This is a genomic window from Actinoplanes oblitus (assembly GCF_030252345.1).
GTDB classification, from domain to species: Bacteria; Actinomycetota; Actinomycetes; order Mycobacteriales; family Micromonosporaceae; genus Actinoplanes; species Actinoplanes oblitus.
Map to the genome: position 1 here is coordinate 3,021,994 of NZ_CP126980.1, position 22,855 is coordinate 3,044,848.

At 72.1% G+C, this 22,855-nt stretch carries 17 protein-coding genes; 8 read left to right on the top strand and 9 right to left on the bottom strand.

Going from position 1 to position 22,855, the window contains the following annotated elements; all coding sequences use genetic code 11:
- Positions 1-229 precede the first annotated feature (229 nt).
- Both Actob_RS13490 and Actob_RS13495 read right to left on the bottom strand, forming a co-directional pair.
- Complete coding sequence (locus Actob_RS13490; RefSeq protein WP_284920504.1) at positions 230-2,698, bottom strand: VIT domain-containing protein; 2,469 nt, start codon at positions 2,696-2,698, stop codon at positions 230-232.
- On the bottom strand, positions 2,695-3,351 hold the full coding sequence (locus Actob_RS13495) for a MerR family transcriptional regulator (protein ID WP_284920505.1): 657 nt from the start codon (positions 3,349-3,351) through the stop codon (positions 2,695-2,697). The genes Actob_RS13490 and Actob_RS13495 overlap by 4 nt, the downstream gene beginning before the upstream one ends.
- 58 nt (positions 3,352-3,409) lie before the next feature.
- On the opposite strand from Actob_RS13495, the gene Actob_RS13500 reads away from it, so the two are divergent.
- Positions 3,410-4,132, top strand: a complete 723-nt coding sequence (locus Actob_RS13500; protein WP_284920506.1) for a cyclase family protein — start codon at positions 3,410-3,412, stop codon at positions 4,130-4,132.
- Here the strand turns inward: Actob_RS13500 and Actob_RS13505 are convergent.
- From Actob_RS13505 to Actob_RS13515, 3 genes are all read right to left on the bottom strand, one after another.
- On the bottom strand, positions 4,075-6,162 hold the full coding sequence (locus tag Actob_RS13505; protein WP_284920507.1) for a M6 family metallopeptidase: 2,088 nt from the start codon (positions 6,160-6,162) through the stop codon (positions 4,075-4,077). The genes Actob_RS13500 and Actob_RS13505 overlap by 58 nt on opposite strands.
- A 113-nt stretch (positions 6,163-6,275) precedes the next feature.
- A complete protein-coding gene (locus Actob_RS13510; protein ID WP_284920508.1) occupies positions 6,276-7,022 on the bottom strand; it encodes an ABC transporter permease in 747 nt (248 codons plus the stop codon).
- Positions 7,019-7,918, bottom strand: a complete 900-nt coding sequence (locus Actob_RS13515; RefSeq protein WP_284920509.1) for an ABC transporter ATP-binding protein — start codon at positions 7,916-7,918, stop codon at positions 7,019-7,021. The genes Actob_RS13510 and Actob_RS13515 overlap by 4 nt, the downstream gene beginning before the upstream one ends.
- A gap of 145 nt (positions 7,919-8,063) precedes the next feature.
- Between Actob_RS13515 and Actob_RS13520 the strand changes: the two genes are divergently transcribed.
- Both Actob_RS13520 and Actob_RS13525 read left to right on the top strand, forming a co-directional pair.
- Positions 8,064-9,290 carry a sensor histidine kinase gene (locus Actob_RS13520; RefSeq protein WP_284922310.1) on the top strand — a complete coding sequence of 409 codons (1,227 nt, stop codon included), beginning with the start codon at positions 8,064-8,066 and terminating at the stop codon, positions 9,288-9,290.
- A 56-nt stretch (positions 9,291-9,346) separates the two neighbouring features.
- Complete coding sequence (locus tag Actob_RS13525) at positions 9,347-9,940, top strand: response regulator (protein ID WP_284922311.1); 594 nt, start codon at positions 9,347-9,349, stop codon at positions 9,938-9,940.
- Here the strand turns inward: Actob_RS13525 and Actob_RS13530 are convergent.
- Both Actob_RS13530 and Actob_RS13535 read right to left on the bottom strand, forming a co-directional pair.
- Complete coding sequence (locus tag Actob_RS13530; protein WP_284920510.1) at positions 9,937-10,107, bottom strand: hypothetical protein; 171 nt, start codon at positions 10,105-10,107, stop codon at positions 9,937-9,939. The two genes, Actob_RS13525 and Actob_RS13530, sit on opposite strands and share 4 nt — an antisense overlap.
- Positions 10,104-10,370, bottom strand: a complete 267-nt coding sequence (locus Actob_RS13535; RefSeq protein ID WP_284920511.1) for a hypothetical protein — start codon at positions 10,368-10,370, stop codon at positions 10,104-10,106. Before Actob_RS13535 ends, Actob_RS13530 begins: the two co-directional genes overlap by 4 nt.
- A gap of 108 nt (positions 10,371-10,478) precedes the next feature.
- Here Actob_RS13535 and Actob_RS13540 point away from each other — a divergent pair, with 108 nt between their 5' ends.
- Both Actob_RS13540 and Actob_RS13545 read left to right on the top strand, forming a co-directional pair.
- The gene (locus Actob_RS13540) at positions 10,479-12,314 is read left to right on the top strand and encodes an amino acid permease (RefSeq protein ID WP_284920512.1); all 1,836 of its coding nucleotides are present in this window, start codon (positions 10,479-10,481) and stop codon (positions 12,312-12,314) included.
- Positions 12,315-12,833: 519 nt separating this feature from the next.
- Positions 12,834-13,877, top strand: coding sequence for a glycoside hydrolase family 26 protein (locus tag Actob_RS13545; RefSeq protein WP_284920513.1), 1,044 nt, complete (start codon positions 12,834-12,836; stop codon positions 13,875-13,877).
- A gap of 362 nt (positions 13,878-14,239) precedes the next feature.
- On the opposite strand, the gene Actob_RS13550 is transcribed toward Actob_RS13545, so the two are convergent.
- Together Actob_RS13550 and Actob_RS13555 are read right to left on the bottom strand one after the other, a co-directional pair.
- Positions 14,240-17,002, bottom strand: coding sequence for a DUF7824 domain-containing protein (locus Actob_RS13550; protein ID WP_284920514.1), 2,763 nt, complete (start codon positions 17,000-17,002; stop codon positions 14,240-14,242).
- Entirely contained in the window at positions 16,999-18,339 is a 1,341-nt protein-coding gene (locus Actob_RS13555; RefSeq protein ID WP_284920515.1) for a DprA-like winged helix domain-containing protein, read from the bottom strand. The genes Actob_RS13550 and Actob_RS13555 overlap by 4 nt, the downstream gene beginning before the upstream one ends.
- A gap of 325 nt (positions 18,340-18,664) precedes the next feature.
- Here Actob_RS13555 and pgi point away from each other — a divergent pair, with 325 nt between their 5' ends.
- The 3 genes from pgi to Actob_RS13570 all read left to right on the top strand — a co-directional run bounded on the left by pgi (position 18,665) and on the right by Actob_RS13570 (position 22,855).
- On the top strand, positions 18,665-20,293 hold the full coding sequence (gene pgi, locus Actob_RS13560) for a glucose-6-phosphate isomerase (RefSeq protein ID WP_284920516.1): 1,629 nt from the start codon (positions 18,665-18,667) through the stop codon (positions 20,291-20,293).
- A 63-nt stretch (positions 20,294-20,356) separates the two neighbouring features.
- A complete protein-coding gene (locus tag Actob_RS13565; RefSeq protein WP_284922312.1) occupies positions 20,357-21,403 on the top strand; it encodes a winged helix DNA-binding domain-containing protein in 1,047 nt (348 codons plus the stop codon).
- 93 nt (positions 21,404-21,496) lie between these two features.
- On the top strand, positions 21,497-22,855 hold the full coding sequence (locus Actob_RS13570) for a carbohydrate-binding protein (protein ID WP_284920517.1): 1,359 nt from the start codon (positions 21,497-21,499) through the stop codon (positions 22,853-22,855).

Below are 22,855 nucleotides of genomic sequence, written 5' to 3' on the forward strand. Positions count from 1 at the left end.
CGTGGTGAGAGGTGGCCAGCGAGCCCAGCCGGAGCCGGCCGGCGTTTCGGGAAGCGGGCCAGGGAGCCCATCCGGAACCGGCCGGCGTTTCGCGAAGCGGGTCAGCGAGCCCAGCCGGAGGCGGCCAGCGTTTCGGGAAGCGCGCGAGCGGGCCTGGCCGGAGTCGCGTTCAGGCGGCCGGGCGCCTCCAGGAGGAGAAGCCGCCCGGCCGTTCCGTGTCGGCGGTCCGTCAGCGTTTCCAGAAGGGTTTGGGGCCGGGCTTGCCCGGCGCCGCGCCGAAGTCGGTCAGCACGCGCACGGCCGTGGACCACTTCTCGTCGAGCGGGGCGTCCCCGGTCAGCAGGCCGGCCAAGGCCCGCAGCGGGGAGAACTGCTCGTCGGTCAGTGGGGTGAGCAGCACCGTGAGCCGGCTGGCCAGATCGTCGAGCAGGTCTCGGCGCTCGTGAGCGGGCCGGTCGGCGGCGTCGCGCAACCGTCCCACCTCGACCGCCACCAGGTCACGGACCTCGGCCAAGGACATCTCGCCGGCGCCGGCGGGACGACGGGACCGGCCGAAGCCGCGAACGCCACCGGCAACCGGCGGCCGTCCGGCCTGACCGGCCGGGGAGGCGGCCGCCGGAGCGGGGCCGGCCAGGAACTCGGGTGCCCCCGCGTCGTCGAAGCTGGTGGGGACCGACTTGGTGTGCCTGGTGCTCTCGGCCCGGGCCGCGGCGAATCGCGGCGCGCCCGGTGCCGGCGGCGACGGTGGCATGATCCGCGGAGCGACGCCGGCCGGGCCACCGGGGAATGGCGACTGAGCGGCGGACAGGATCATCCCGGCGGCGGCGATCGGCGCAGCCGGCGGCTCCCAGCCGGACGGCATCTCGACCGGCTGGGTGACCTTGCGGACCTGACCGCCCTCGTTCACCACCCGCTCGTCGACCGCCACGAACGCGGTGAAGCGGCACAGCACGCCGAACCGCAGCGAGGTCGCGACGATGCGCGGCTCCAGCGTGTCGTCGCCCGCCGTGTACGCGTCCTCCATGTCCCGCAGCCGCGCCCGCGCCCACTGCGTGGTGACCGCCGGCTCGGCCCGCTCCCGCACCGCGACCGTGGTGCGGAAGTCCTGGTCGTCCCGGGTCCGGCCGGTGACCGTGAGGTTGCCCGCGGCGGCGCCGGCGAAGCGCCCGGAGAGCACCAGCGGGACACCGGGGTAGAGCCCGGGCAGCCGCTGCGGCGTCCGGGTCCCCTCGATCGGGAGGAATCCGTCGGCCGCCACGGACAGGCCGGTGACCAATGGGGCGCCGATCCGGCGGTGGATGTGCTCCATCGCCTCGTCCAGCCGGTCCTCGCTCTCCACCAGCTCGGCCCGACCGGCGCCGAGCGCGGCCAGCCGCCCGAGGAATCCGGCGTTGACCGCCCGGTCGATGCCGATGGTGTGCAGCCGGGTGCCGCCGATCAGCGGGGTGACCTCGTGGACGATCTGGTCCTCGTTGCCCACCTGACCGTCGGTGACCAGCACCAGCACCCGGTCGCGCCCGGCGCTGTCGGCCAGCAGGCCGAGGCCGGTGGCGAGCGGGCTGAGCAGCTCGGTGCCGCCGCGGGCGTCGGCGCGGGCCAGGTGCTCGACCGCGCGATAGCGGTTGCGGTCGGTGGCCTCGCTCAGCCCGGACTCCAGGCCGGCCGGCCGCTCCACCTGGTGGTCGAAGGTCAGCACGGCGAACCGGTCGGCGGTGGTGAGCGTGTCGATCACCCGGGCCGCGGCGCGCCGGGCGGCCACCATCTTCCAGCCGCCCATGCTGCCGGACCGGTCGAGCAGCAGCACCACGTCCTTGGGGCGCGGCGGCGTGGCGTCCTCCGGCGGGAGCACGACCAGCTGCCAGGTGCCCTCGTCGCCCTCCTCGTCGGGCACCGCGATGGCGGTCTGGCCACCAGGCGCATAGGCCAGGCGTAGGACGAAGTCGCGATCGGCGCGCTCACCGGGGGTGATCCGCAGGGTCCCGTCCTGCTCGGTGACGGCGTGCAGGCTGGAACGCACCTCGCCGAGCTCCAGACCGGCCGGGTCCACGGTCACGCTCAGCGACAGGCGCAGCGGGTTGGGGAAGCCGGGGAGCAGCACCGGCGGTGAGATGCGGGAGGCGTCCGGCACGGCGTCGGTGTCCGGGGTCTGGCCGTCGCCGGCATACGGTCCCGGCAGGGCCGCGCCCGGGATGTAGCGCGGTGCCACCACCAGCGGGAACCGGAAGGTGGCCGCGCCGTCCTCGAACGGCAGCGGGCCGACCAGCCGCAACCGCACCACGATCCGCTCGCCGGGCAGGATGTTGCCGGCCCGCATGGTGAACACGTCGGGCCGCTCCTCCTCGGCGATCGAGGCGCGCCGGCCGGCCGCGATCGCCGACTCGTACTGCTCGCGGGCGGCGCCGCGCTCGTGCAGCTCGGCGGTGACGGTGCGGTCGTCGGCGGTCATCGTCATGCCGGTCACCGCGGCACGGTCGGGCAGCGGGAAGACGTAGGTCGCCTCCAGCGGGGTGTCGTGCGTGTTGACGAACTCGGCGGTGACCTCGGTGCGGGCGACCAGACCACTGATCGCTGCCGACACGTCGAGCCGGTCCAGCGGGAGGTTGCCCCGCTCGGTGCGCATCGAGCCGAAGCCGGACTCCGGCACCTGCCGGACGCGTTCCAGCTCGCCCGCGCCCATCGGATTGACGTAGATGATCACTGATCTCTCCTATCGGTGAGCCCACGGGACGCGAGCAGGTCGAGCAGTGGCCGGGCGGCGGTGGCGAGCTCGGCGCGATCGAGCCGGCCGGCGTGCAGGGCGCCGGGCACCAGCAGGATCACGCCCAGCCCGAGGGGGACGCCGGTGAGCAGGGCGTCGGCGGCGAGCGGGGCCAGGCCCGGATCGGCGGGCGGTGGGAGGACGTCGGGTGCGCCTGGTGGCGTACCGAAAGGGGGGTTGTGATCGGCGGGGAAGGCCCAGTCCGCTGCCGGCGCGGCGGGCGCTGACTTCCAGAACGGTGGCCGGGCCGCCTCCGGCGCGGGTGGGGGATCGGTGCTGAGCAGCTCGGCGGGCACGCGGGCGACCTCGGTCAGGGTCTGCTCCGGTGCCCCGGCCAGCTCGGCCTGGATCTCGGCGAGGGTGCGGCCGGCGGCCTGCCGCCGCTTGATCGCCACCAGCTGGAGCAGGTGCCGGGGACCGTAGAGCGCGTTGCGCCCGCGGGTGCCCAGCGGCCGGTCGACCAGGCCGATCGTCGAATACCACCGGATCGAGCGGGGGTCCGGCAGATCACGGACGCGGCCGTTGGGCGCCCCGGAATACTCCGCGGCGAGCGCGGCACGCACCCGATCGACCAGCTCCTCCATCGTCCACATGCGGCGAGTCTGACACTGTCATGGTGACAGTGTCAATGTCTCGTGCGAGGATGGCGGCATGCTGGATCGGTTGCGGCTGGTGAGCCTGTCCCACGTCAACGATCCCGGGCGGATCAGTGTCTTCCCGGGTGATCCGCCCTTCGAGCTGGAGCCGGTGGCGACCCTGGACGAGGACGGCTTCTATCTGCAGGCGGTCCGCGGCGCCGAGCACACCGGCACGCACTGGGGCGCCCCGGGGCACTTCACCGCGGGCGGCCGGCTCGCCGACGACCTGGAGCCGGCTGATCTGTTCCGGCCGGCGGTCCGGGTCGACGTCCGTGCGGCCTGCGCCGCCGACCCGGATTACGCGGTGACCGTCGCCGACCTGCGGGCGTGGGAGGAGCGGCACGGCCGCATCCCGGACGAGTCCGTGGTGATCATCTGGACCGGGTGGGAGGAGCGGTTCGGCACCGCCGGTTTCGGCCGCCACCCCGGCTTCGCGCCGGAGACGGTGCGCTGGCTGGTGGAGACCGGCCGGCTGGGGGAGCGGGGTGGCACCGGCACCGACGCGTTCAGCCCGGATGTCAGCACCGACGCCGATTTCACCGTCTCCAAGCTGGTCTATCAGCGTCGCCGGATCAGCCTGGAGGTGCTCGCCCACCTGACGGATCTGCCCGCCACCGGAGCCTGGGTCCTGTGTGGCGGGCAGATCAACCGAGCCGGTTCCGGCTCGACGGCGCTCATCTACGGCGTGCTGCCGCCGCCTCCGGGCTGCACCACCCCGTCCACCGTCAGCGTGTAGGGGGCGTATTGGGTGACCGTGCCGGTCGGGTCGTCCTGACCCACGATCGCCACCACCTTGGAGTAACCGCGCAGTTCCGCGACGTCCTCGAGCGGCACCACCGCGGCCCGCTTCTCGCCCAGTCCGACCAGCGTGACGTGCCAGCCCCGCACCGCCACCGGGTACCACTGGGTTGGTGACTTCCACCCGTCGACCGATCCGGTCGGCACGGCGTTGGTCCCGATCGACACCTCGCCCAGGTGCCACCCGCCCAGTTGCACCGCGGCGTCACTGACGTAACGGAAGCCGAGCAGCACCTTCTTGCCGGCGTACGCCTTGAGGTCGTAACTGAGCTTGACGTCGGCGGCCACCCCGGTGATGGCGGGGCCCAGCGGTCCCTTGACCGTCCGGTCGCCGGCCACCGCCTGGTAGGTCCGGCCGCCGTCCGCCGAGATGGTCACGTAGCCGTAGTCGAAGTTCTTCTCCAGGCCGTACGTCGTGGTGAACCGCAGCACCGGGTCGTCGGCCGGCACCTCCACCTGGCGCGCCGCCGTCTCGTCGGTGCCGGGCGTGTTCCCGGAGAAGAACAGCCCCGAGTCGGGCTTCCAGGCCAGCGGGGTGGGCGGCAGGGTGGCCGCCCCGCTGAAGGTCACCGACGACAGCTTGCCGCGCGGCAGCCGGACGAAGTCGGCCCCGTTCGGCGCCGCCCCCGGCTTGTCGTACGACGCCTTGTTCGCCAGGTTGACCGTCGAGCGCAGCCCGGCCGCGGTGACCCGGTCCCGGGCCACCCCGGTGATCGTCCCGCCGGGCTTGCCGACCTCCTTGTCCACCAGCGTCATCACCTGGAAGTCGTGCAGCACGTCGGTCAGCTTGACGCCGTCGGGCAGTACCGACTGGACCGCGTCGAGCGACTGGTGGTCCTTGTCCCGGTGCAGCTGGGAGAGCAGCTTCGCGCCGAACCGGTCGCGCAGGTACACCATCAGCTCGTAGCTGATCCCGTAGTCGGCGAGCACCTCGTTGGCGTCGCCCTCGTCCCAGAGGTTCAGCGAGTTCTGCGGGCCGCCGCACTCCCGCGGGTTCGCGTTGTAGATCGTCTTGACGTTGCCGAACCCCTGGTAGCACGCGAGGTGGCTGTCGTAGCCGGCGTGGTGCACCCCGAGCCGGGCGTCGACGTACCCGACCACGGTCTGGGCGTAATCGGACAGTCCCTCGTTGAGCCAGTCCGACTCGCTCGGGTCGGCGTAGTACTCCAGCAGGTGCTGCCACTCGTGGGCGAAGGTGCCCTCGTACATCCGCGGCCGGGCCGGCCGGCTGGTGCAGAGGTCGTCGGTCGGCTCGTTCTTCGGATCGGCGCCCAGCCGGTGCTGCCAGTCGTAGGCGTCGATGGTCATCACGTTGCGGTCGAAGAGCTCGTTGAGCTGGGCCGAGAAGAACCCGGCGATGTACGTCGGCCGCTCCGGGAAGTGAAAGTAGTTGTCGTCCCGGACGTTGTCGACGAGCGTCACCGTCTTGTCGCCGTCGCCGGTGAAGTCGCCGTCCATGCTCGCGTTGGCGCCCGCCCGGTCCGGCGGCGTGCTGAACGCCGCCGTCTCCTTCGGGTAGATCGCCGTGTCGAACTGCTCGACCAGATCGGCCACCTGCGCGTCGGTCACCTCGGTGGCGTTCTGCCGGCAGTCGCCGGCCGGGAACGCGATGTCCTTGGCCACCCACACCTCGATGTGCCGGCCGATCGCCCGCAGCGTGTAGTCCTTGCGGTAGAGGTCACCGTCGATGTCGTTCAGCCCCACCCAGCTGCGCACCGTGCCGATCGCCGGCGTCCCCGCGATCGCGCGGCGGGCGGTGGGTTGCGGCCGATAACGCGCCGCCGGCAGCGCTTTTCCCCGCAACTTCAGATGCGTACGGGTGAGCCCCCGGCCGTCCTGCGCCGGGAGCACCCCCGCATACCGCGGTGCGGCGGTGGCGTGCGGCCGCGGCTCTGCCTCGGCCGGGCTGGTGAGAAGCGGGGTCAGGGCCACGAATACCGCGACGCTGGCAAAACCGGTGCGATTCACGAAGCGGACGTTACCTGCATAAAGGTGCGAATGACCCCAACACGCGCAGTCGATCATGAACACCGGCCACCTCTCAGGATGGCACCGCACTGGCCACGCCGACCCGGAATCGATCAGGTCACCTCGCGCCGCAACACCCGGACCGCCCCGGCGGCCAGCGGCAGCAGCACCCACACCGCGACCGAGACGCCGAGCCGGGCCCACTCGCCGGAGGTCATGTCCGGTTCGGACAACGGGGTCGTGGTCACGTTGATGTCCAGCCACCCGGACGCCGACTTCAGCCCCTTGACCATGCCGCCGAGCACCGACCAGATCATCGGCAGCGCGAAGTAGAGCACGATGGCCAGGGGAGTGTTCTGCAGCAGCGCGCCGAACCCGATCCCCATCAGCACGAAGATCACCTGAAGCAGCAGCCCCTGCCAGAGCAGCGACGCGTCCACGTGCCAGGAGCCGTCGCCGCCGGCCGCCCGGCCGATGACGTTGGCGACCGCGCTGAGCGCCGCGGTCGCCACGGTGGCCGCGACGGCGATCAGCACGCCGGCGGCGATCTTCGCGAGCAGCACCCGGCTCCGCGCCGGCACCAGGGTGAACGTGGCGAGCGCGGTGCGCTGCGACCACTCGCTGGTGATCGACAGGGTGCCCAGCACCGGCAGCAGCACCGCGGACGGCACCAGGCCGAAGGCGAAGAAGTCGCCGAAGGTCATCTGCTCGTCCGGCGCCCATCCCAGGATCACCGCCGAGGTGCCGGCGGTGGCCAGCCCGACCACCACCAGCAGCCAGAAGCCGGCTCGGGTGTCGGCGAGTTTGCGCAGCTCGACCACGGTGAGCCGGGTCGGCGGCAGGGATGCGGTGACGGTCATCGCGCTACTTCCTCAAGGTCGGCGCCGCTGGTCAGGCGCAGGAACATCTCCTCCAGGCCACCGGCGCCGGCCGGCCGCAGCTCCAGCAGCACCACCCCGGCCCCGGCCGCGGCCCGGGCGATCGCCGCCGGCTCGGCCGGTACCAGCACCGTGCCGTCCGCCGAGCGGGTGCCGGCCAGGTCCAGCGTCCGCAGCACCGCGTCGAAGGCCGCCGGGTCCGCCGGCCGGACCACCGTCCCGGCCGCGCTGAGCAGCGCGTTCTTGTCACCCTGGGTGAGGATGCGGCCCTTGCCGATCACCACCAGGCGGTCGGCGACCGCCTCCACCTCGCGCAGCAGATGCGAGGAGAGCAGCACCGTGCCGCCGCGGTCGGCGAACTCCCGCAGCAGCCCGCGCATCCAGTAGATGCCCTCCGGGTCCAGCCCGTTGGCCGGCTCGTCCAGGATCAGCACCGCCGGGTCGCCGAGCATGGCGTAGGCCAGCCCGAGCCGCTGTCGCATGCCCAGCGAGTAGGCACGCAACCGGCGCTTGCCGGCCGTGGCGTCCAGCCCGACGCGGGTGAGCCGCTCCGGCACCCGGGCGGTGTCCAGGCCCATGGTCAGCGCGGCCAGCGCCAGGGTCTCCCGCCCGGTCCGCCCGGCGTGCTGGGCCGACGCGTCGAGCAGCACGCCCACGTGCCGTCCCGGGTTGCCCAGCTGCCGGTAGGGCCGGCCGCACACGGTGGCCGAGCCGGCGGTCGGCGGGGTCAGGCCGCAGATCATCCGCAGGGTGGTGGACTTGCCGGCGCCGTTCGGGCCGAGGAAGCCGGTGACGGTGCCGGGCTCGCAGGTGAACGACACGTCATCGACGGCACGCTGGTCGCCGTACCGTTTGGTGAGGTTCTCAACCGCAATCATGGCCTTAGCCTGCGGGGCGGCCGGCGGCCGCCGCTTCGGCCGTCGGTCGACACCCGGAAACCTTCGGCTACCGGCCGATTACGACTTTGGTCGGTATCGGGCGTCGTCGAGGTACTCGTAGAGTCGACGTGTGGGAACGGTGGAGATGAGCTGGCTGCTGCCGGCCGCGTTGTCCGCCGAGCCGGACGCGCCGGCCCGCCGCTCCACCCGCGACTGGGTCGTCGACAGCCTCTGCTTCGTGCTCGGTTTCGGCTTCACCGTGCTCGCCACGGCCGACCTGCTCGGGTGGCGCACCGGCGTGGTCCGCGAGTGGTACCCCGACGCCGGCTGGGTGATCTGGATCGACGGGCTGCTCAGCGGCATCGCCGGGATCGGCCTGTGGTGGCGCCGCCGCTTCCTCCGGCAGCTGGCGCTCCTGGCCCTCGTGCTCTCCACGTTCAGCGTGGCCGGCGCGGTGACCCTGATGATCATGATGCTCACGGTGGCGGTGCACTGCCGGTTCCCGGTGCTCGCCGCCTACGTCACGGCCGGCGCCGCGACCAACCTGATCTTCGCGGCGATCCGGCCGGACCGCACCAGCGGCTACTGGGAGACCGTGTGGTGGGGCGTGACGATCGTGGTGATCATCTCGCTCTGGGGGATGGTCGTCCGGGCCCGCCGCGAGCTGCTCGCCTCCTGGCGCGAGCGGGCCGCCCGCGCCGAGGCCGAGCAGCAGCTGCGCGTCGAGCAGGCCCGCACGCTGGAGCGCACCCGGATCGCCCGGGAGATGCACGACGTGCTGGCGCACCGAATCTCCCTGCTCAGCCTGCACGCCGGCGCCCTCGAGTTCCGGCCGGACGCGCCACCCGCGGAGATCGCCGGGGCCGCCTCGGTGGTCCGGGCCACCGCTCACCAGGCGTTGCAGGACCTGCGCGCGGTGATCGGCGTGCTGCGTGCCGGGCCGGCCGGCGCGGACGCCGCCCCGGAGCGGCCCCAGCCCACGCTGAGCGGGTTGCCCGCGCTGGCCGGCGAGGCGCGCCTGGCCGGTGACAAGGTCGACCTCGACATCCGGGTCGACCTCGGCGAGGTGCCCGCCGGGACCGGGCGTACCGCGTACCGGATAATCCAGGAAGGCCTGACCAATGCCCGCAAGCATGCGCCGGGCGCGGCGGTCCGGGTGACGGTCGGCGGCGCCTGCGGCGCCGGCCTGCACATCGAGGTCGCCAATCCGCTTCCGGTCGGCATCCCCCGCAGACCGCCGATTCCCGGTACGGGTGTCGGCCTGATCGGCCTCGCCGAGCGGGCCACGCTGGCCGGTGGCAGCCTCACCCATGGCCCGGACGGTGCCGAGTTCCGGCTCACCGCCCACCTGCCCTGGGCGGCCACCAGGTGACCCCGGTCCGGGTGCTGATCGTCGACGACGACCCGCTGGTCCGGGCCGGCCTGTCGATGATCCTCAAGGGCGCCGGCGACGTGCGCGTGGTCGGCGAGGCGAGCGACGGCGGCGAGGTGCCGGCCGCTGTCGCCGAGCACCGGCCGGACGTCGTGCTGATGGACATCCGGATGCCCGGGGTGGACGGCCTGACCGCCACCGAGGCGCTGCGCCGGCGTCCCGGTGCGCCCGAGGTGCTGGTGCTCACCACCTTCGACGCCGACGAGTTCGTGCTCCGCGCGCTGCGGGCCGGGGCCGGCGGTTTCCTGCTCAAGGACACTCCGCCCGGCCAGATCCGGGACGCGGTGCTGCGTGTCGCGCGCGGTGAGGCCACCCTGTCGCCGAGCGTCACCCGGCAGCTCATCACCCACGTCACCGCCGGGCCGTCCCCGGATCGGGGCGAGGCCGGCCGCCGGCTCGATCAGCTGAGCACCCGGGAGCTGGACGTGGCCCTGGCGGTGGCGCAGGGCAAGTCGAACGCGGAGATCTCCGCGGATCTGTTCATGTCGGTCGCCACGGTGAAAGCGCACGTGTCGCGGCTGCTCACCAAGCTCGGCCTGAACAATCGGGTGCAGATCGCCCTGCTGGTGCACGACGCCGGCCTGGCTTAGCCGGCATCCGCGCTGCCGGCATCCGTGCTGTCGGCATCCGTGCTGTCGGCAAACGCGCTGTCGGCATCCGTGCTGTCGGCATCCGTGCTGTCGGCAAATGCGCCGTCGACATCCTTGCCTGTCGGCAAACGCGCCGTCGGGATCGGCGGCTCGTGGCCGGGGCTCACTCGAAGAGGCTGTGCCCCTTGCCGCCCTCGGCGCGGCTCCGGGCCCGGCGCCGGAGCTGGATCACCACCAGGTCGGCGACGGCGGCCACCGCCCAGGCGGCGAGCAGCCAGCCCGGCACGGTCCAGCCGGCGCGGAACAGCAGGACCGACAGGACGGTGCACACCACCAGGCCGACGGCGGCGAGGACGAGCCGTAGGTTCAGCGGACTGTACGGCTCCTCGACGGTGCCGCGGCGACCGCGCGGCTGCGGGCCGATGGGCATGGGCAGAAATCTACCCGTGTGGGGCGGAGCGGAAACAAGCCGCCCCAAGATCGGGTAACTTCGATATGTTCGGCGTCTGGCACTGATCCGCTGTGGACAGGAGGCGCCGTGTCGGATACGGGGCTCACCGAGCTGAAAACCCACAAACTCGGCACCTGGTCCGTGTTCGTCATCGCGGTCTCCGCGATGACGCCACTCACCGTCGTCGCCGGAGCGCTGCCCCTGGGCTATGGGGAGGTGAAGGAGAAAGGCATCCCGGTCGCCTACGTGCTGGTGGCCGCGGTGCTGGCGATCTTCACGGTCGGGCTGGTCGCGATGGCCCGGCACGTGTCGAATCGGGGCGCCTTCTACGCGTACGCGGCCAAGGGCCTGACCCGGCCGGCCGGCGTCGGCACCGCGTTCATCGCGCTGCTCGCCTACAACGCCATGCAGATCGGTCTCTACGGCGCGTTCGGTGTGGCCGCGCACAACGCCGCGGCCATCTTCGGGCTGAGGATGTCGTGGATCGTCTGGGCGCTGCTCGGCTGGGCGGTGATCGCCGTGCTCGGCCTGCGGCAGATCGATTTCAACGCGCGCATCCTGACCGTCCTGGTCTGCGCGGAGGTGCTCATCGTGCTCACCCTCGACCTGGTGATGGTGGCGCACCCGGCCGGCGGATCGGTCGCCTTCGACACCCTCAATCCGGGGCTGATCGCCAGCGCCGGCGGGGTGTCGCTGCTGGTCGGCGCGGTCGCCGGGATGGTCGGCTTCGAGGCGCCGCTGGTCTACGCCGCCGAGGCGCGCGACCCGAGGCGCACGGTGGCCCGGGCGATCTTCATGACGCTGGGCGTCGCCGCGATCCTGTACGGCGGGTCGGCCTGGGCGATGTCGGTCGTGGCCGGCCCGGAGAACATCATCGACGTGGCCGCGCGGTACCTCAACGACCTGTTCTTCGTGCTGCCCGACCCGTTCCTGCCGAGCGCGATCACCGACCTGGCCCGGGTGTTCTTCGCGACCAGCCTGTTCGCCGCGATGCTCGCCTTCCACCACACGGTCGCCAGGTACGCGTTGACCGTCTCCCGTGAGGGCGTGCTGCCGCCGGCGCTGGCCCGCACCCGCGACGACGTGCCGGTCGCCGCCTCGATGGCCCAGTCCGGGCTGGCGTTGGCGGTGCTGCTGGTCTTCGCGGCGCTGGTGCTGAACCCGACGAGCGACCTGTTCTTCTTCGGTACGGTCTCCGGCGGCCTGGGCGTCCTCGCGCTGATGACCATCGCGTCGTTCGCTGTGGTCCGGTTCTTCCGCCGGGACGCGTACGGCGAGACGCGGTGGCGCCGCTCGGTCGCGCCGTGGATCGCCACCGTCTTCCTGACCCTGATGCTGCTGCTGTCGGTGGCGTTCTTCGGCGACCTGCTGGACTCCGACAACCCGCTCAAGGTGTGGTCGCCGCCGCTGGCGTTCCTGATCGTCTACCTGCTCGGCGTCTGGTGGGGCCGCCGGCTGCGCCGTGACCGGCCGGCGGTCTTCGCCGCGATCGGCAGCGGCCTGCCGCCGGAAACCGTCCCGTTCCGGGAGGAGTCGCCGGAGGCTGCTTCGGTGGCTCGTGCGGAGTCGCCGGAGGCTGCTTCGGTGGCTCGTGCGGAGTCCCCGGAAGCTGATTCGACCGCACGTGCGGAGCCCTCGGAGGCTGGTTCGGTCGTGCGCGAAGAGTCGTCGGAGGCGGCGTCAGGCAGCCGGGCGGACGTGCCGGGCATCCGGGCGGATGCGCCGGGCAGCCGGGCGGACGTGCCGGGCAGCCGGGCGGATGCGCCGGGCAGCCGGGCGGATGCGCCGGGCAGCCGGGCGGACGTGCCGGGCAGCCGGGCGGACGTGCCGGGCAGCCGGGCGGACGCGCCGAAGGCCGCTCCCGCGCCGCGCAAGCCGGTGGCCGAGGGCGAGGCGGCCGCGGAGGACGATCACTCAAAGTGAGATGTCGTGCGGTGTGCGTGGGGACCGGCACCCCTCCGAGCGCTGCCATCGGCCCGCACTAGAGTTCTCTGCCGTAAGCATCGTCACTAAGCGCTACCCACAGCTGGACCCGCCGCCGGAAAACCATATGATCTTCATCGTCGAGCGGGCCACACCGCTCGTCATCCGGCAGTCGTCGTGAAACCCAAGAAGTTTTACGGTGGTGAGTCGGCTGATCCGCCGGTGTCCCCGGCATCCGAACCCACCAGTCGGGCCCCGGCGGATCCGTAAACTTCCGGCCCTACCAAACAGGCCGGCTGCCCTGGGCGGTGCGTTCCGCGCCGCCCAGGTCTGTTACCCGCGGTGACGACGCCCGCAACCTTCCCGCACCGGCAATGGCACTTGCCGTGCACCCCACGCCCTGGAATCTCTTTCCCATGCCCGGCGGGACACCGCCGGACAGGTGCCCAGCGGCCAACACCCGCTGGACAGGCCCGGCGGTCTCGGCCGCTGGACAAACGGGGGGATTTCTCAATCTTGATGCGTTCGACGCTGCGTAAGACCGTACTGACGCTGACCGCCCTCGCCGCCGGTGTCACCGGCGCCGTCGCGGCCACGCCGGCACAGGCCGCGCCAGCCGCCGACGCGGGATGCGTGACCGGCGCGAAGCTGGTCCCGACCTGTGGCGTTCTGTGGGGCGGTGCGGCTGGTGGCTTCACCAGCGCGCCGCGCGACGAGGCGCTGAAGACGTGGGAGAAGACGAGCGGCCGGACCGCCAGCATCTTCCACCAGTACCACAAGGGCAACGAGCCGTTCCCGACCAAGGCCGAGATCGCGATGACCAGCGACGCCGCCCGCCCGCGGGTGCTGCTGGAGAACTGGAAGATCGCGTACGGCACCACCTGGGCCGCGGTCGCCAAGGGTCAGCAGGACAAGCGCATCGACGCCTTCGCGGCGCGCGCCAAGGCGTACGGGAAGAAGTTCTTCCTGGTCCTGAACCACGAGCCGGAGAACGACGTCGTCGCGCGGGCCGGCTCCGGCATGGAGGCCAAGGACTTCGCGGCCATGTACCGGCACACCATCCTGCGGCTGCGCGCCCAGGGCGTGACCAACGTGGTCAACGTGCTCGCCTACATGGGCAACGAGAAGTGGATGGCGCAGTCGTGGTGGAAGGACCTCTACCCCGGCGACGACGTCGTCGACTGGATGGGCCTGGACTCCTACGTCTCCGTGGAGAAGGGCTACTACCACTACGGTGACTTCTCGGCGCTGCTCGACCGCAAGGCCAAGGGTGCCGCGCAGGGCTGGTACGACTGGGCCACCACCAAGCACGCCGGCAAGCCCGTCATGATCGCCGAGTGGGGCGGTTACCACCGCGTGGGCAAGAAGGCCGACAAGTCGTTCGTCTACAACAGCGTCATCGACCAGCTGAAGAAGCGCTCCGCGATCAAGGCGATCGTGCACTTCGACACCAAGCACGACGACGAGGGCGACCGCGACATCAGCATCGACAGCACCTCGGCCTCGCTCGCGTCGTTCAAGAAGCTGGCCGCCAACCCGATCTTCAACGTCAAGATCGGCTGATCTTCTACTCACCCCCTGAGGAAGCGCCGTCCGGGTCCCCCGCCCGGGCGGCGCTTTCGCTTTCCCGTCTTACGGAGCGTTCGCCCCGACACCGAGCGCCGGATCTGGCGTCGAGCACCGGATCCGGCGCGGCTCCCGGATCCGCAGCCCCGGATCCTGTGCGCCCGGGTCAGAAACGAGGCGTCTCGGACCCGGGCACGCCCTCCGGTCTGCCGCCCGGGGTGCGGAGCCGGCCGGCGCCGGCTGGGTGGTGTCGTAGCGGGCTGTGGTGCCGGCTGGGTGGTCGTAGCGAGGGCGCCCGGTGCCGGCTGGGCGGTGTCCTGGCGGGATGCCTACGACGGCCGGGCGGTGTCCTGCCGGGCTCAGGGATGGAGGACGTTGTGCAGGCGCTTCGCCTCCTTCACCAGGCGAGTGGTCGCCGAGCGGGCCGCCAGCTCGGACAGGCCGGGGATCTCGGTGCGCGCGCCCAGCGCCCCGGCCACCTGAGCGGACAACTCGAGCAGGTCGGGAAGTCCACGCTGGCTGGTCGGGAGCAGGGCCGGCAGCGCGGCGGCCAGCACCTCCCACACGGCGACCGTGGCACCGGCCAGGTGTGCCTCGGTCAGCGCCGGGACGAGCCGGGACAGTTTCACCAAACCGTCGGCGCAGACGTCGCCGAGGGCCGCGCCGACCGCCGGAGCGAACGGTTCGCCCCGGGCGGCCAGGGTGAGGAACGCGTCGACCGCCGCGATCCGGCTCTCCTGGTGCCGGGCACCCAGGGCGTAGGCCAGGCCGTAGGTCAGGGCCGGGCCGATCGGGCCGGAGCACTCGGCGAGCAGCGGCAGCACCGCCTCGCCGCCGCGCTGGTCGAGATCGGCCAGCCCGGCCAGTTCCGGCAGCATCCAGGCGGCGATCGCCTCCCGATGATGCGGCAGGACCGCGGTCAGCACGTCGCCGCTTCCGGTGTAGACCGTCGACCAGCCGCGGATCCCCGGGCCGGGTGCGATGGTGAGCAGCTGGCGCTCCAGCCGCAGGCCGCCGTCGCGGGCCGGGCTCAGGGCGGCGACGACCCGGCGGGCGACCGGCGTCGTCCACCCGTCGGGGGCCGGCTGTGGCCGCTGCTCGAACGGCTGGCTCACCGGGTCGGGCAGGCCGCCGTCGGCGAGCCAGGCGGCGAACTGCCGGCCGGCCGGTGAGGTGAGCTCGGCGGCCCGGGCGACGACCGCCGGATCGGACCGCCGGGGCAGCCGCAGCAGCGCCTGCTCGAAGTCGACCTGCCACGGCTGCCAGCCCTCCGCTTCGGCCCGGCGCAACCGGTCGAGCAGCACCGCCGGGTCCAGGCTGCCGGTCGCGTGGGTCGGGGTGGCCACGAGCGCCGGCACCAGGGCGCGGGTGAGCTGCACCGCCACCTCGGCGACCCGCAGCGCCAGCACGCCGTCCGGCGTGGCGGTGAAGGCCGCGTTCGCACCGCCTCGGCGACCGCCCTGCCAGGCGGTGCGCACCGCGTCGAAGGTCCGCTGCGACACCCGCAGCCGACGGCCCTCGATGCCGGCCAGCATCCGCCGCAACACGCCCGGCCGCTCGGTGTCCACGGCGGCCCGGATCGCCTCGCCGAGATAGAACCGCGGGGAGGTGCGGTTCCACGTGTCCTGCGCGAACGTGGCGGCATAGCGGTCGAGCACCGGCTGCAGCGCGCCGGCCAGCGCGGCCGGGCCCGCCGTGGCATAGAGCGAGACCAGCCCGGCCAGCACCCGCTCCCAGCGGATCGCGGTCTCCTCGTGGCAGAGCGCGACCAGCTCCTCGGCCAGCTCACCGGGGCTGGCGATCGCCGGTGGCAGCTCCGCCGGCGGTCCGGCCGGCGGCAGTTCCGGGATCTCGGCTGGTGCCTCGGCGACCGTGCCGAACAGCTCGGCGGCCCGCCGTGGCAGGTCGCCGGCGAGCATGGCGGACGCCTCGGCAAGCCGGGCCACGACGTCCGCGTCGAGCCGGCCGACCTGCTTGCCGATCATGGTGAGCGCCCGCTCCTGCACATCGAGGGCCGGGTGACCGAACGCGGCGGCCACCGTCTCCAGCACCTCGCCGGCCCGCTCGGGCTGCCGGCGGGACACCCGCTCCAGCCAGGAGAGCTGGGCCTTGACGAGGGTTTTCTCCTTGCGGACCAGGGTCGGCCCACTGGCGTCGAGCAGCGTCTCCAGCTCCAGACGGCCCGCGTCGTCGATGGTGCGGAGCGCTTTCTGCGCCAGCGTCGCCACCGCGCCCGGCGCGTCCGGGAGCAGGCGGGCGTAGTCGAGGGCGTAGCCGGCCAGCTCGTCGAGCGTGGGCTTCAGCTCGTCGTGCAGCAGGGTGAACGGGCGCAGGTCGTACGGCTTGCCGCCGCGGGCGAGCCGGTCGACGGTCAGGTCCAGGATGGTCTTGCGCTCCAGGGTGCCCTCGGCGGCCAGCTGGGCCACGACGCCGGGCAGCCGGGGCGTGCTGTCCCAGCCGTCGGTCTCCTCGTTCCACGAGACGCCGGCCACGACGCCGCCGAGCCGGTCGATCTCGAACACGGCGGGCAGCAGCAGTGGGAGATAGTGGTCGTGGCGCAGGCGATCGACCAGCGGCGGCCGGCTCCGGCCCCGCCCGGGGAACTCGAACAGGTCCTCGAGCCAGCCACGGACGAAGCCCTCGGTGACCGGCGGCTCGGTGTCGCTCGCCCGGAGCACCGCGGAGACGAATCGCCAGTCGACGATCCACGGGTCGCGCGCCGGAAGCCGGTCGGCCAGGCGGCGCCCGAGGTCGCCCAGCCAGGTGAGCTGCCGGGACCGGGCGATCTCCAGGAAGTGGCCGGGCGGCTGCTGGGTCCAGAGGCGCATCCCGCGCCGGTTCAGCGCGGCGGCGGCCCGGGCCGCGGACGGCATGCAGCCGATCACGATCAGCGCGTAGCCGGGGTTCGGGCTGCCGCCGCGGCCCCACCAGCGGTCCGGGTCGGCGCCTCGCAGGCCGGCGTCGACCGCCGGGGCCAGGGCGACCCGCTCGGCCTCGGACGCGGCGAGCAACGTCCGGGTGAGCTCGTCCAGGTCACCCTGGCGGGCGAGCTGGTCCAGCCGGTCCCAGGTGAGTTCCTCCGCCGGGGCGGGGTCGATGTCTGCCGGGGCGGGCGTGGTCATACCGAGGCCTCCGCTTTCTCGATCGTCTCGGCGGTCTCGCCGGCACGGGCCATCCGGACCGCGAGGACGTGTTTGCACGGGCCGCGGCCGCCACGGTGTTTCGCCCACCATGGACAGGTGCAGGACTGCGACTCGTGCCGGACGTGATAGGTCTCGTCGCCGCTGACCACCGTCGACACGTCTGTGCCGAGGGTGACCGCGCCGCCGGCGAGCAGCGCGCGGGCGGCGGTCAGCCGCGGGTTCATCCGCTCCACCGCGTCGGCCGTGTAGGGCAGGGTGCGGTGGAAATAGCCGGCCTCGGCCACGTCGTAACCCACCCGGCCGGCGGTGCCGAGCTGGGTCAGGGCGTCGCGCACCCGGGCGGCGTCCAGCCCGGACGCGGTCGCCAGGGCGTCCACGTCGATCGTCGGGTCCCAGGAGAGCAGCGCGCTGATCAGGTCGGCGTCGTCGGCCACCTCGTCGGAGGCGAGCGACTCCAGGACCGCGCCCTCGCCGGAGAAGCCACGGTAGGGCTCCGGCGACAGGGTCAGCGACAGCCGCATCGCCGGCGTGGTCAGCTCCCACGTGCTGGCCACCGGCTGACTGCCCGCGGCGACGGCCGGGCCGTGGACGCGCAGGCTCACCGCGTACCGAAGGAAGGGTTTGAGGGCGGACAGGCGGCCCGCGCCGGGCAGGCAGACCGCGCCGGGGCTGGGCCGGGAGGTGAAGCGCAGCGAACGACCGGCCGGGACCGCCCAGAGCACCGACTTGTCGGTGGCGGGGAGCCGGTTGAGCAGGGCGCGGGCCTCGGCGACGCCGATCTCGGCACGCGGGTCGAAACGGGCGGTGAGCACCTGCGCCTCGGCGAAACCGCGCAGCCAGCGGGTCGGGAGCGGCACCTTTCTCTCCACCAGGGGACCGTCGAAGGTGGTCACCGTGAGGTCGTCGGGGCCGACCGCGACGTGCATCGGGTCGGACCGGCCGACCCGGGTCAGCGCGCGCTGCAGGGGCAGGTTGACGTCGACGTTGGTGGTGCCGTGGGCGAGGATCTCGCCGTCCAGCCCGCCGGGGAGCACGTCGAGCCGGGCATAGACCCCGCAGCAGCCGGAGAACGACTCGAACCGCAGCCGGTCGGAGCCGGCGGTGACCACCGGGTCGAGGCTGGCCGGGGGCAGCGGCCGGAAATATCGGGTGCGGGCCACCTCGGCCACGGCCAGCAGGCCGGTCGCCGCGGCGGCCGGCGAGGTGAGGAAGCCGGTGAAGAAGCGCGGGTGCGCCGCCGGCCCGCCGGAGGTCTGCAGGGTGAGCTCGTCGTCCAGAGTCGACGATCCTAGGTAGGCGTAAGCCGCGGTAACCATGCGCGAGAACTTAGAACGTGGGTACGACAAAAATGAGCGACCGCCGCGGTGGTGATCCGGGATGGTGGAGAGGGCCACCGCACCATCCGGCGGATCACCTGAAACGGAGATATATCCGGTCTTATGCCGGTGGCCGGCAGCAGTGGGACGAAGGGGACGCGCTGGCGGGTGGTCGTCGTCAGGGGACTAACCTCGCCTTTGGGCTTCCCGGACGGCTCGCCGATCATTCCGTGCTCCGTCCGGGAGCCCCGGTTCGCCCGCGTCCGGCAGGGGTACGTGCCACGATGGGCGAAGTGTGCGAGTGTCCCGGTCCGGAGTGGGAGAGATGAGCGAACACGTTTCCGACAGCGCCGAGTGGCAGGCACTTCAGGGCCACGCGGAGAAGTTCTCGGCGGTCCACCTGCGTGACCTGTTCGGCAGCGACCCGCAGCGCGGCGAGCGCTACGCGGCCGAGGTCGCCGACCTGTATGTCGACTACAGCAAGAACCTGATCACCGATGAGGTGTTGTCGGCCCTGTTCGCGCTGGCCGGGCGGGCGAGACTGAGCGAGCGGATCGCCGCGATGTTCGCCGGCGAGCACATCAACATCACCGAGGACCGTGCCGTGCTGCACACCGCGCTGCGCCTGCCGCGGTCGGCGTCGCTGGTCGTCGACGGCCAGGACGTGGTGGCCGACGTGCACTCGGTGCTGGACCGGATGGGCGCGTTCGCCGACAAGATCCGCTCGGGGGAGTGGGTCGGGCACACCGGGCAGCGGATCAAGACCGTGGTCAACATCGGGATCGGCGGGTCCGACCTGGGGCCGGTGATGGCCTACGAGGCGCTGAAGGACTACGCGCAGCGCGACATCGAGTGCCGGTTCGTCTCCAACATCGATCCCACCGATCTGTACGAGAAGACGCGCGATCTCGACCCCGCCTCGACGCTGTTCATCATCGTCTCCAAGACGTTCACCACGCAGGAGACCTTGACGAACGCCCGGGAGGCCCGCTCGTGGCTGCTGCGCAGCCTGTCCGACGACGCCGCGGTGGCCAAGCACTTCGTCGCCGTCAGCACGAACGCCGAGAAGGTCGCCGACTTCGGGATCGACACCGACAACATGTTCGGCTTCTGGGACTGGGTGGGCGGCCGCTACTCGCTGCCCTCCGCTGTCGGCCTGTCCGTCATGATCTCGATCGGCAAGGAGCAGTTCGCCGACATGCTCGCCGGCTACCACGCCGTCGACGAGCACTTCCGGACCACCCCGATCGAGCGGAACGTCCCGGCCCTGCTCGGCCTGCTCAACGTCTGGTACGACACGTTCCTCGGCGCCCAGTCGCACGCGGTCCTGCCCTACGCGCAGTACCTGCACCGCTTCGCCGCCTACCTGCAGCAGCTGACCATGGAGAGCAACGGCAAGTCGGTGCGGCTCTCCGGCGACCCGGTCACCTACCAGACCGGCGAGGTCTTCTGGGGCGAGCCCGGCACCAACGGGCAGCACGCGTTCTACCAGCTGATCCACCAGGGGACGAAGCTCATCCCGGCCGACTTCATCGGGTTCAGCCAGCCGAACCACGACATCGGCGAGATGCACGACCTGTTCATGTCGAACTTCCTCGCCCAGACCGGGGCGCTCGCCTTCGGCCGGACCCTGGAGCAGGTGCAGGCCGAGGGCACCAAGCCGGCCGTCGCCCCGCACCGGGTGATGCAGGGCAACCACCCGACCACCACGATCCTCGCCGACAAGCTCACCCCGGCGGTGTTCGGGCAGCTGGTGGCGCTCTACGAGCACATCACGTTCACCCAGGGCGTGATCTGGGAGATCAACTCGTTCGACCAGTGGGGTGTCGAACTCGGCAAGGTGATGGCCAACCAGCTCGCGCCGAAGCTGACCTCGGCCTCCGCGCCGGCCGACGACGCCGACTCGTCGACGAACGCGTTGATCAAGAGGTACCGGGCCGCCCGCGGCCGCTGATTTCTGTCACACCCTGCTTCTAGGCTCAGTGCCGTGGACACCGACACGGCACTGAGCCTTCGCATGACCAGCCTGCTCCTCGGCGGCGTCGGCCGCGACTCGGTCCTCGGGATCACCGAGTGGTTCGGCGCCATGCAGGCGCAGGATCTCAACAGCGTGCTCTGGTCGCTCGGCGCCCGCCTGCCCGGCCGCACCCGAGCCGAGATCGTCGCCGAGACCGAGCGGCGCGACGTGGTGCGGACCTGGCCGATGCGGGGCACCGTGCACCTGATCCCGTCCGCCGACGCGCACTGGATGCTCGAGCTCACCGGCGTGCGCGCGCTGGCCGGCGCGGCGAAACGCCGCGAGTTCCTGGGCCTGACGGAGAGCGACGCGGACAAGGCCGCGGACATCCTCGGCGCCGCCCTCGCGGGCGGCGGCCGCCTGACGCGATCGGCCTGCGTGGCCGCGATCAACGAGGGCGGCGTCGCGGTGAGCGGTCAGCTGGGCTACCACCTTCTTTGGTACGCCAGTCAGCGCGGCGTGACGGCCATCGCTCCCAACGAGGGCGCCGAGCAGACGTTCGTGCTGCTGGACGAGTGGGCCGGCGCGCGCAACTCGCCGTCGCGTGAGGAGGCCCTGGGCATCCTGGCGCATCGGTACTTCCGCGGGCACGGCCCGGCCACCGCCAAGGACTTCGCCGGCTGGACCATGCTGCCGATGAAGGACGCCCGAGCCGGGATCGCCGCGGCCGGCCTGGTCGCGGTGGATGTCGACGGCACCGAGATGTGGGCCGATCCGGCGGTCCTCGACGCCGGGCCGGTGCGCGGCTGGCGCGCGTTGCCCGGCTTCGACGAGTACATGCTGGGTTACAAGGACCGGTCGATGATGGCCACCGTCGAGCAGCTGAAGAGCATCGTCCCCGGCGGCAACGGGGTGTTCCAGTCGACGCTGGTGCGCGACGGCAGGGTGATGGCCGTCTGGAAGCGGACGCTGGGGAAGAAGGCGGTGTCCGTGCTGGTGTCGCCACTGGCCGACCTCACGGCCGCGGACTGGGTGCGGGTGGAGGAGGCCCTGCAGCCCTTCGGGGCTTTTGTCGGGCTGCCAGTAACTGTAAAGAAACTTGGATAACGGACTGTTAAGAACCCTTGATATTTGTGAACGTGAGCGACATCATCTGGTGTCACAGGTCACCTTCACTGTCGTCATCGTCGAGGAGTTCCCATGCGTGTTCGCCGCCAGGTACTGGCACTGGTCGCCGGGGTGGGGGTGGCACTCGGGTCGGTCGTGGCGTTCGCCGCGACGGGTGAGGCCGCGGTCGCCTGCTCGTCGACGGTCTGGGCGGAAGGGGTGACCTACACCGCCGGCCAGCAGGTGACGTATCAGTCCAAGCTCTACCAGGCGCTGGTCACCCACACCGCGTACGCCGGGGCCGGCTGGAACCCGGCGGCGACACCAACCCTGTGGAAGGACCTCGGCGCGTGCAGTGGTGGCGGCACGCCGAGCCCGTCGGTGTCGGTGACCACCAGTAAGCCGCCGTCGCCTTCTCCCTCGGTCTCCACCTCGCCCACCTCGCCCACGCCCACCTCGCCCACGCCGACCTCGCCCACGCCGACCTCGACCGGCGGGACCGGCTGCGCGACCAAGGGCCGCCCGGCCGGCAAGGTGCTCCAGGGTTACTGGGAGAACTGGGACGGCGCGTCGAACGGCGTGCACCCCGGCCTGGGCTGGATCCCGGTCAACGACAGCCGGATCACCCAGCACGGATACAACGTGCTGATGGCGGCCTTCCCGGTGATCCGCTCGGACGGCACGGTGCTCTGGGAGAACGGCATGGACGCCGGCGTCAAGGTGCCGACCCCCGCGGAGATCTGCGCGGCCAAGGCCCAGGGCGCCACGGTCCTGATGTCGATCGGCGGCGCGGCGGCCGGCATCGACCTGAGTTCCAGCGCGGTCGCCGACAAGTTCGTCGCCAGCATCGTGCCGATTCTGAAGGCCAACAACTTCGACGGCATCGACATCGACATCGAGACCGGGCTCTCCGGCAGCGGGAACATCGGCACGCTCTCCACCTCCCAGTCGAACCTGATCCGGATCATCGACGGGGTGCTCGCCCAGATGCCGGCGAACTTCGGGCTGACCATGGCGCCGGAGACCGCGTACGTGACCGGTGGCAGCGTGACCTATGGATCGATCTGGGGCTCGTACCTGCCGATCATCAAGAAGTACCTGGACAACGGGCGGCTGTGGTGGCTCAACATGCAGTACTACAACGGCTCGATGTACGGGTGCTCGGGTGACTCGTACTCGGCGGGGACCGTGCAGGGCTTCACGGTGCAGACCCAGTGCCTGAACAACGGGCTCACGATCCAGGGCGTGACGGTCAGGATTCCGTACGACAAGCAGGTTCCGGGGCTGCCCGCCCAGTCCGGTGCGGGTGGCGGGTACATGGCGCCGTCGCTGGTCTCCCAGGCGTACAACTCGGTGCCCGGGATCAAGGGCCTGATGACCTGGTCGATCAACTGGGACGGCTCGAAGGGCTGGACCTTCGGCGACAACGTGAAGGCCCTGCAGGGCCGCTGA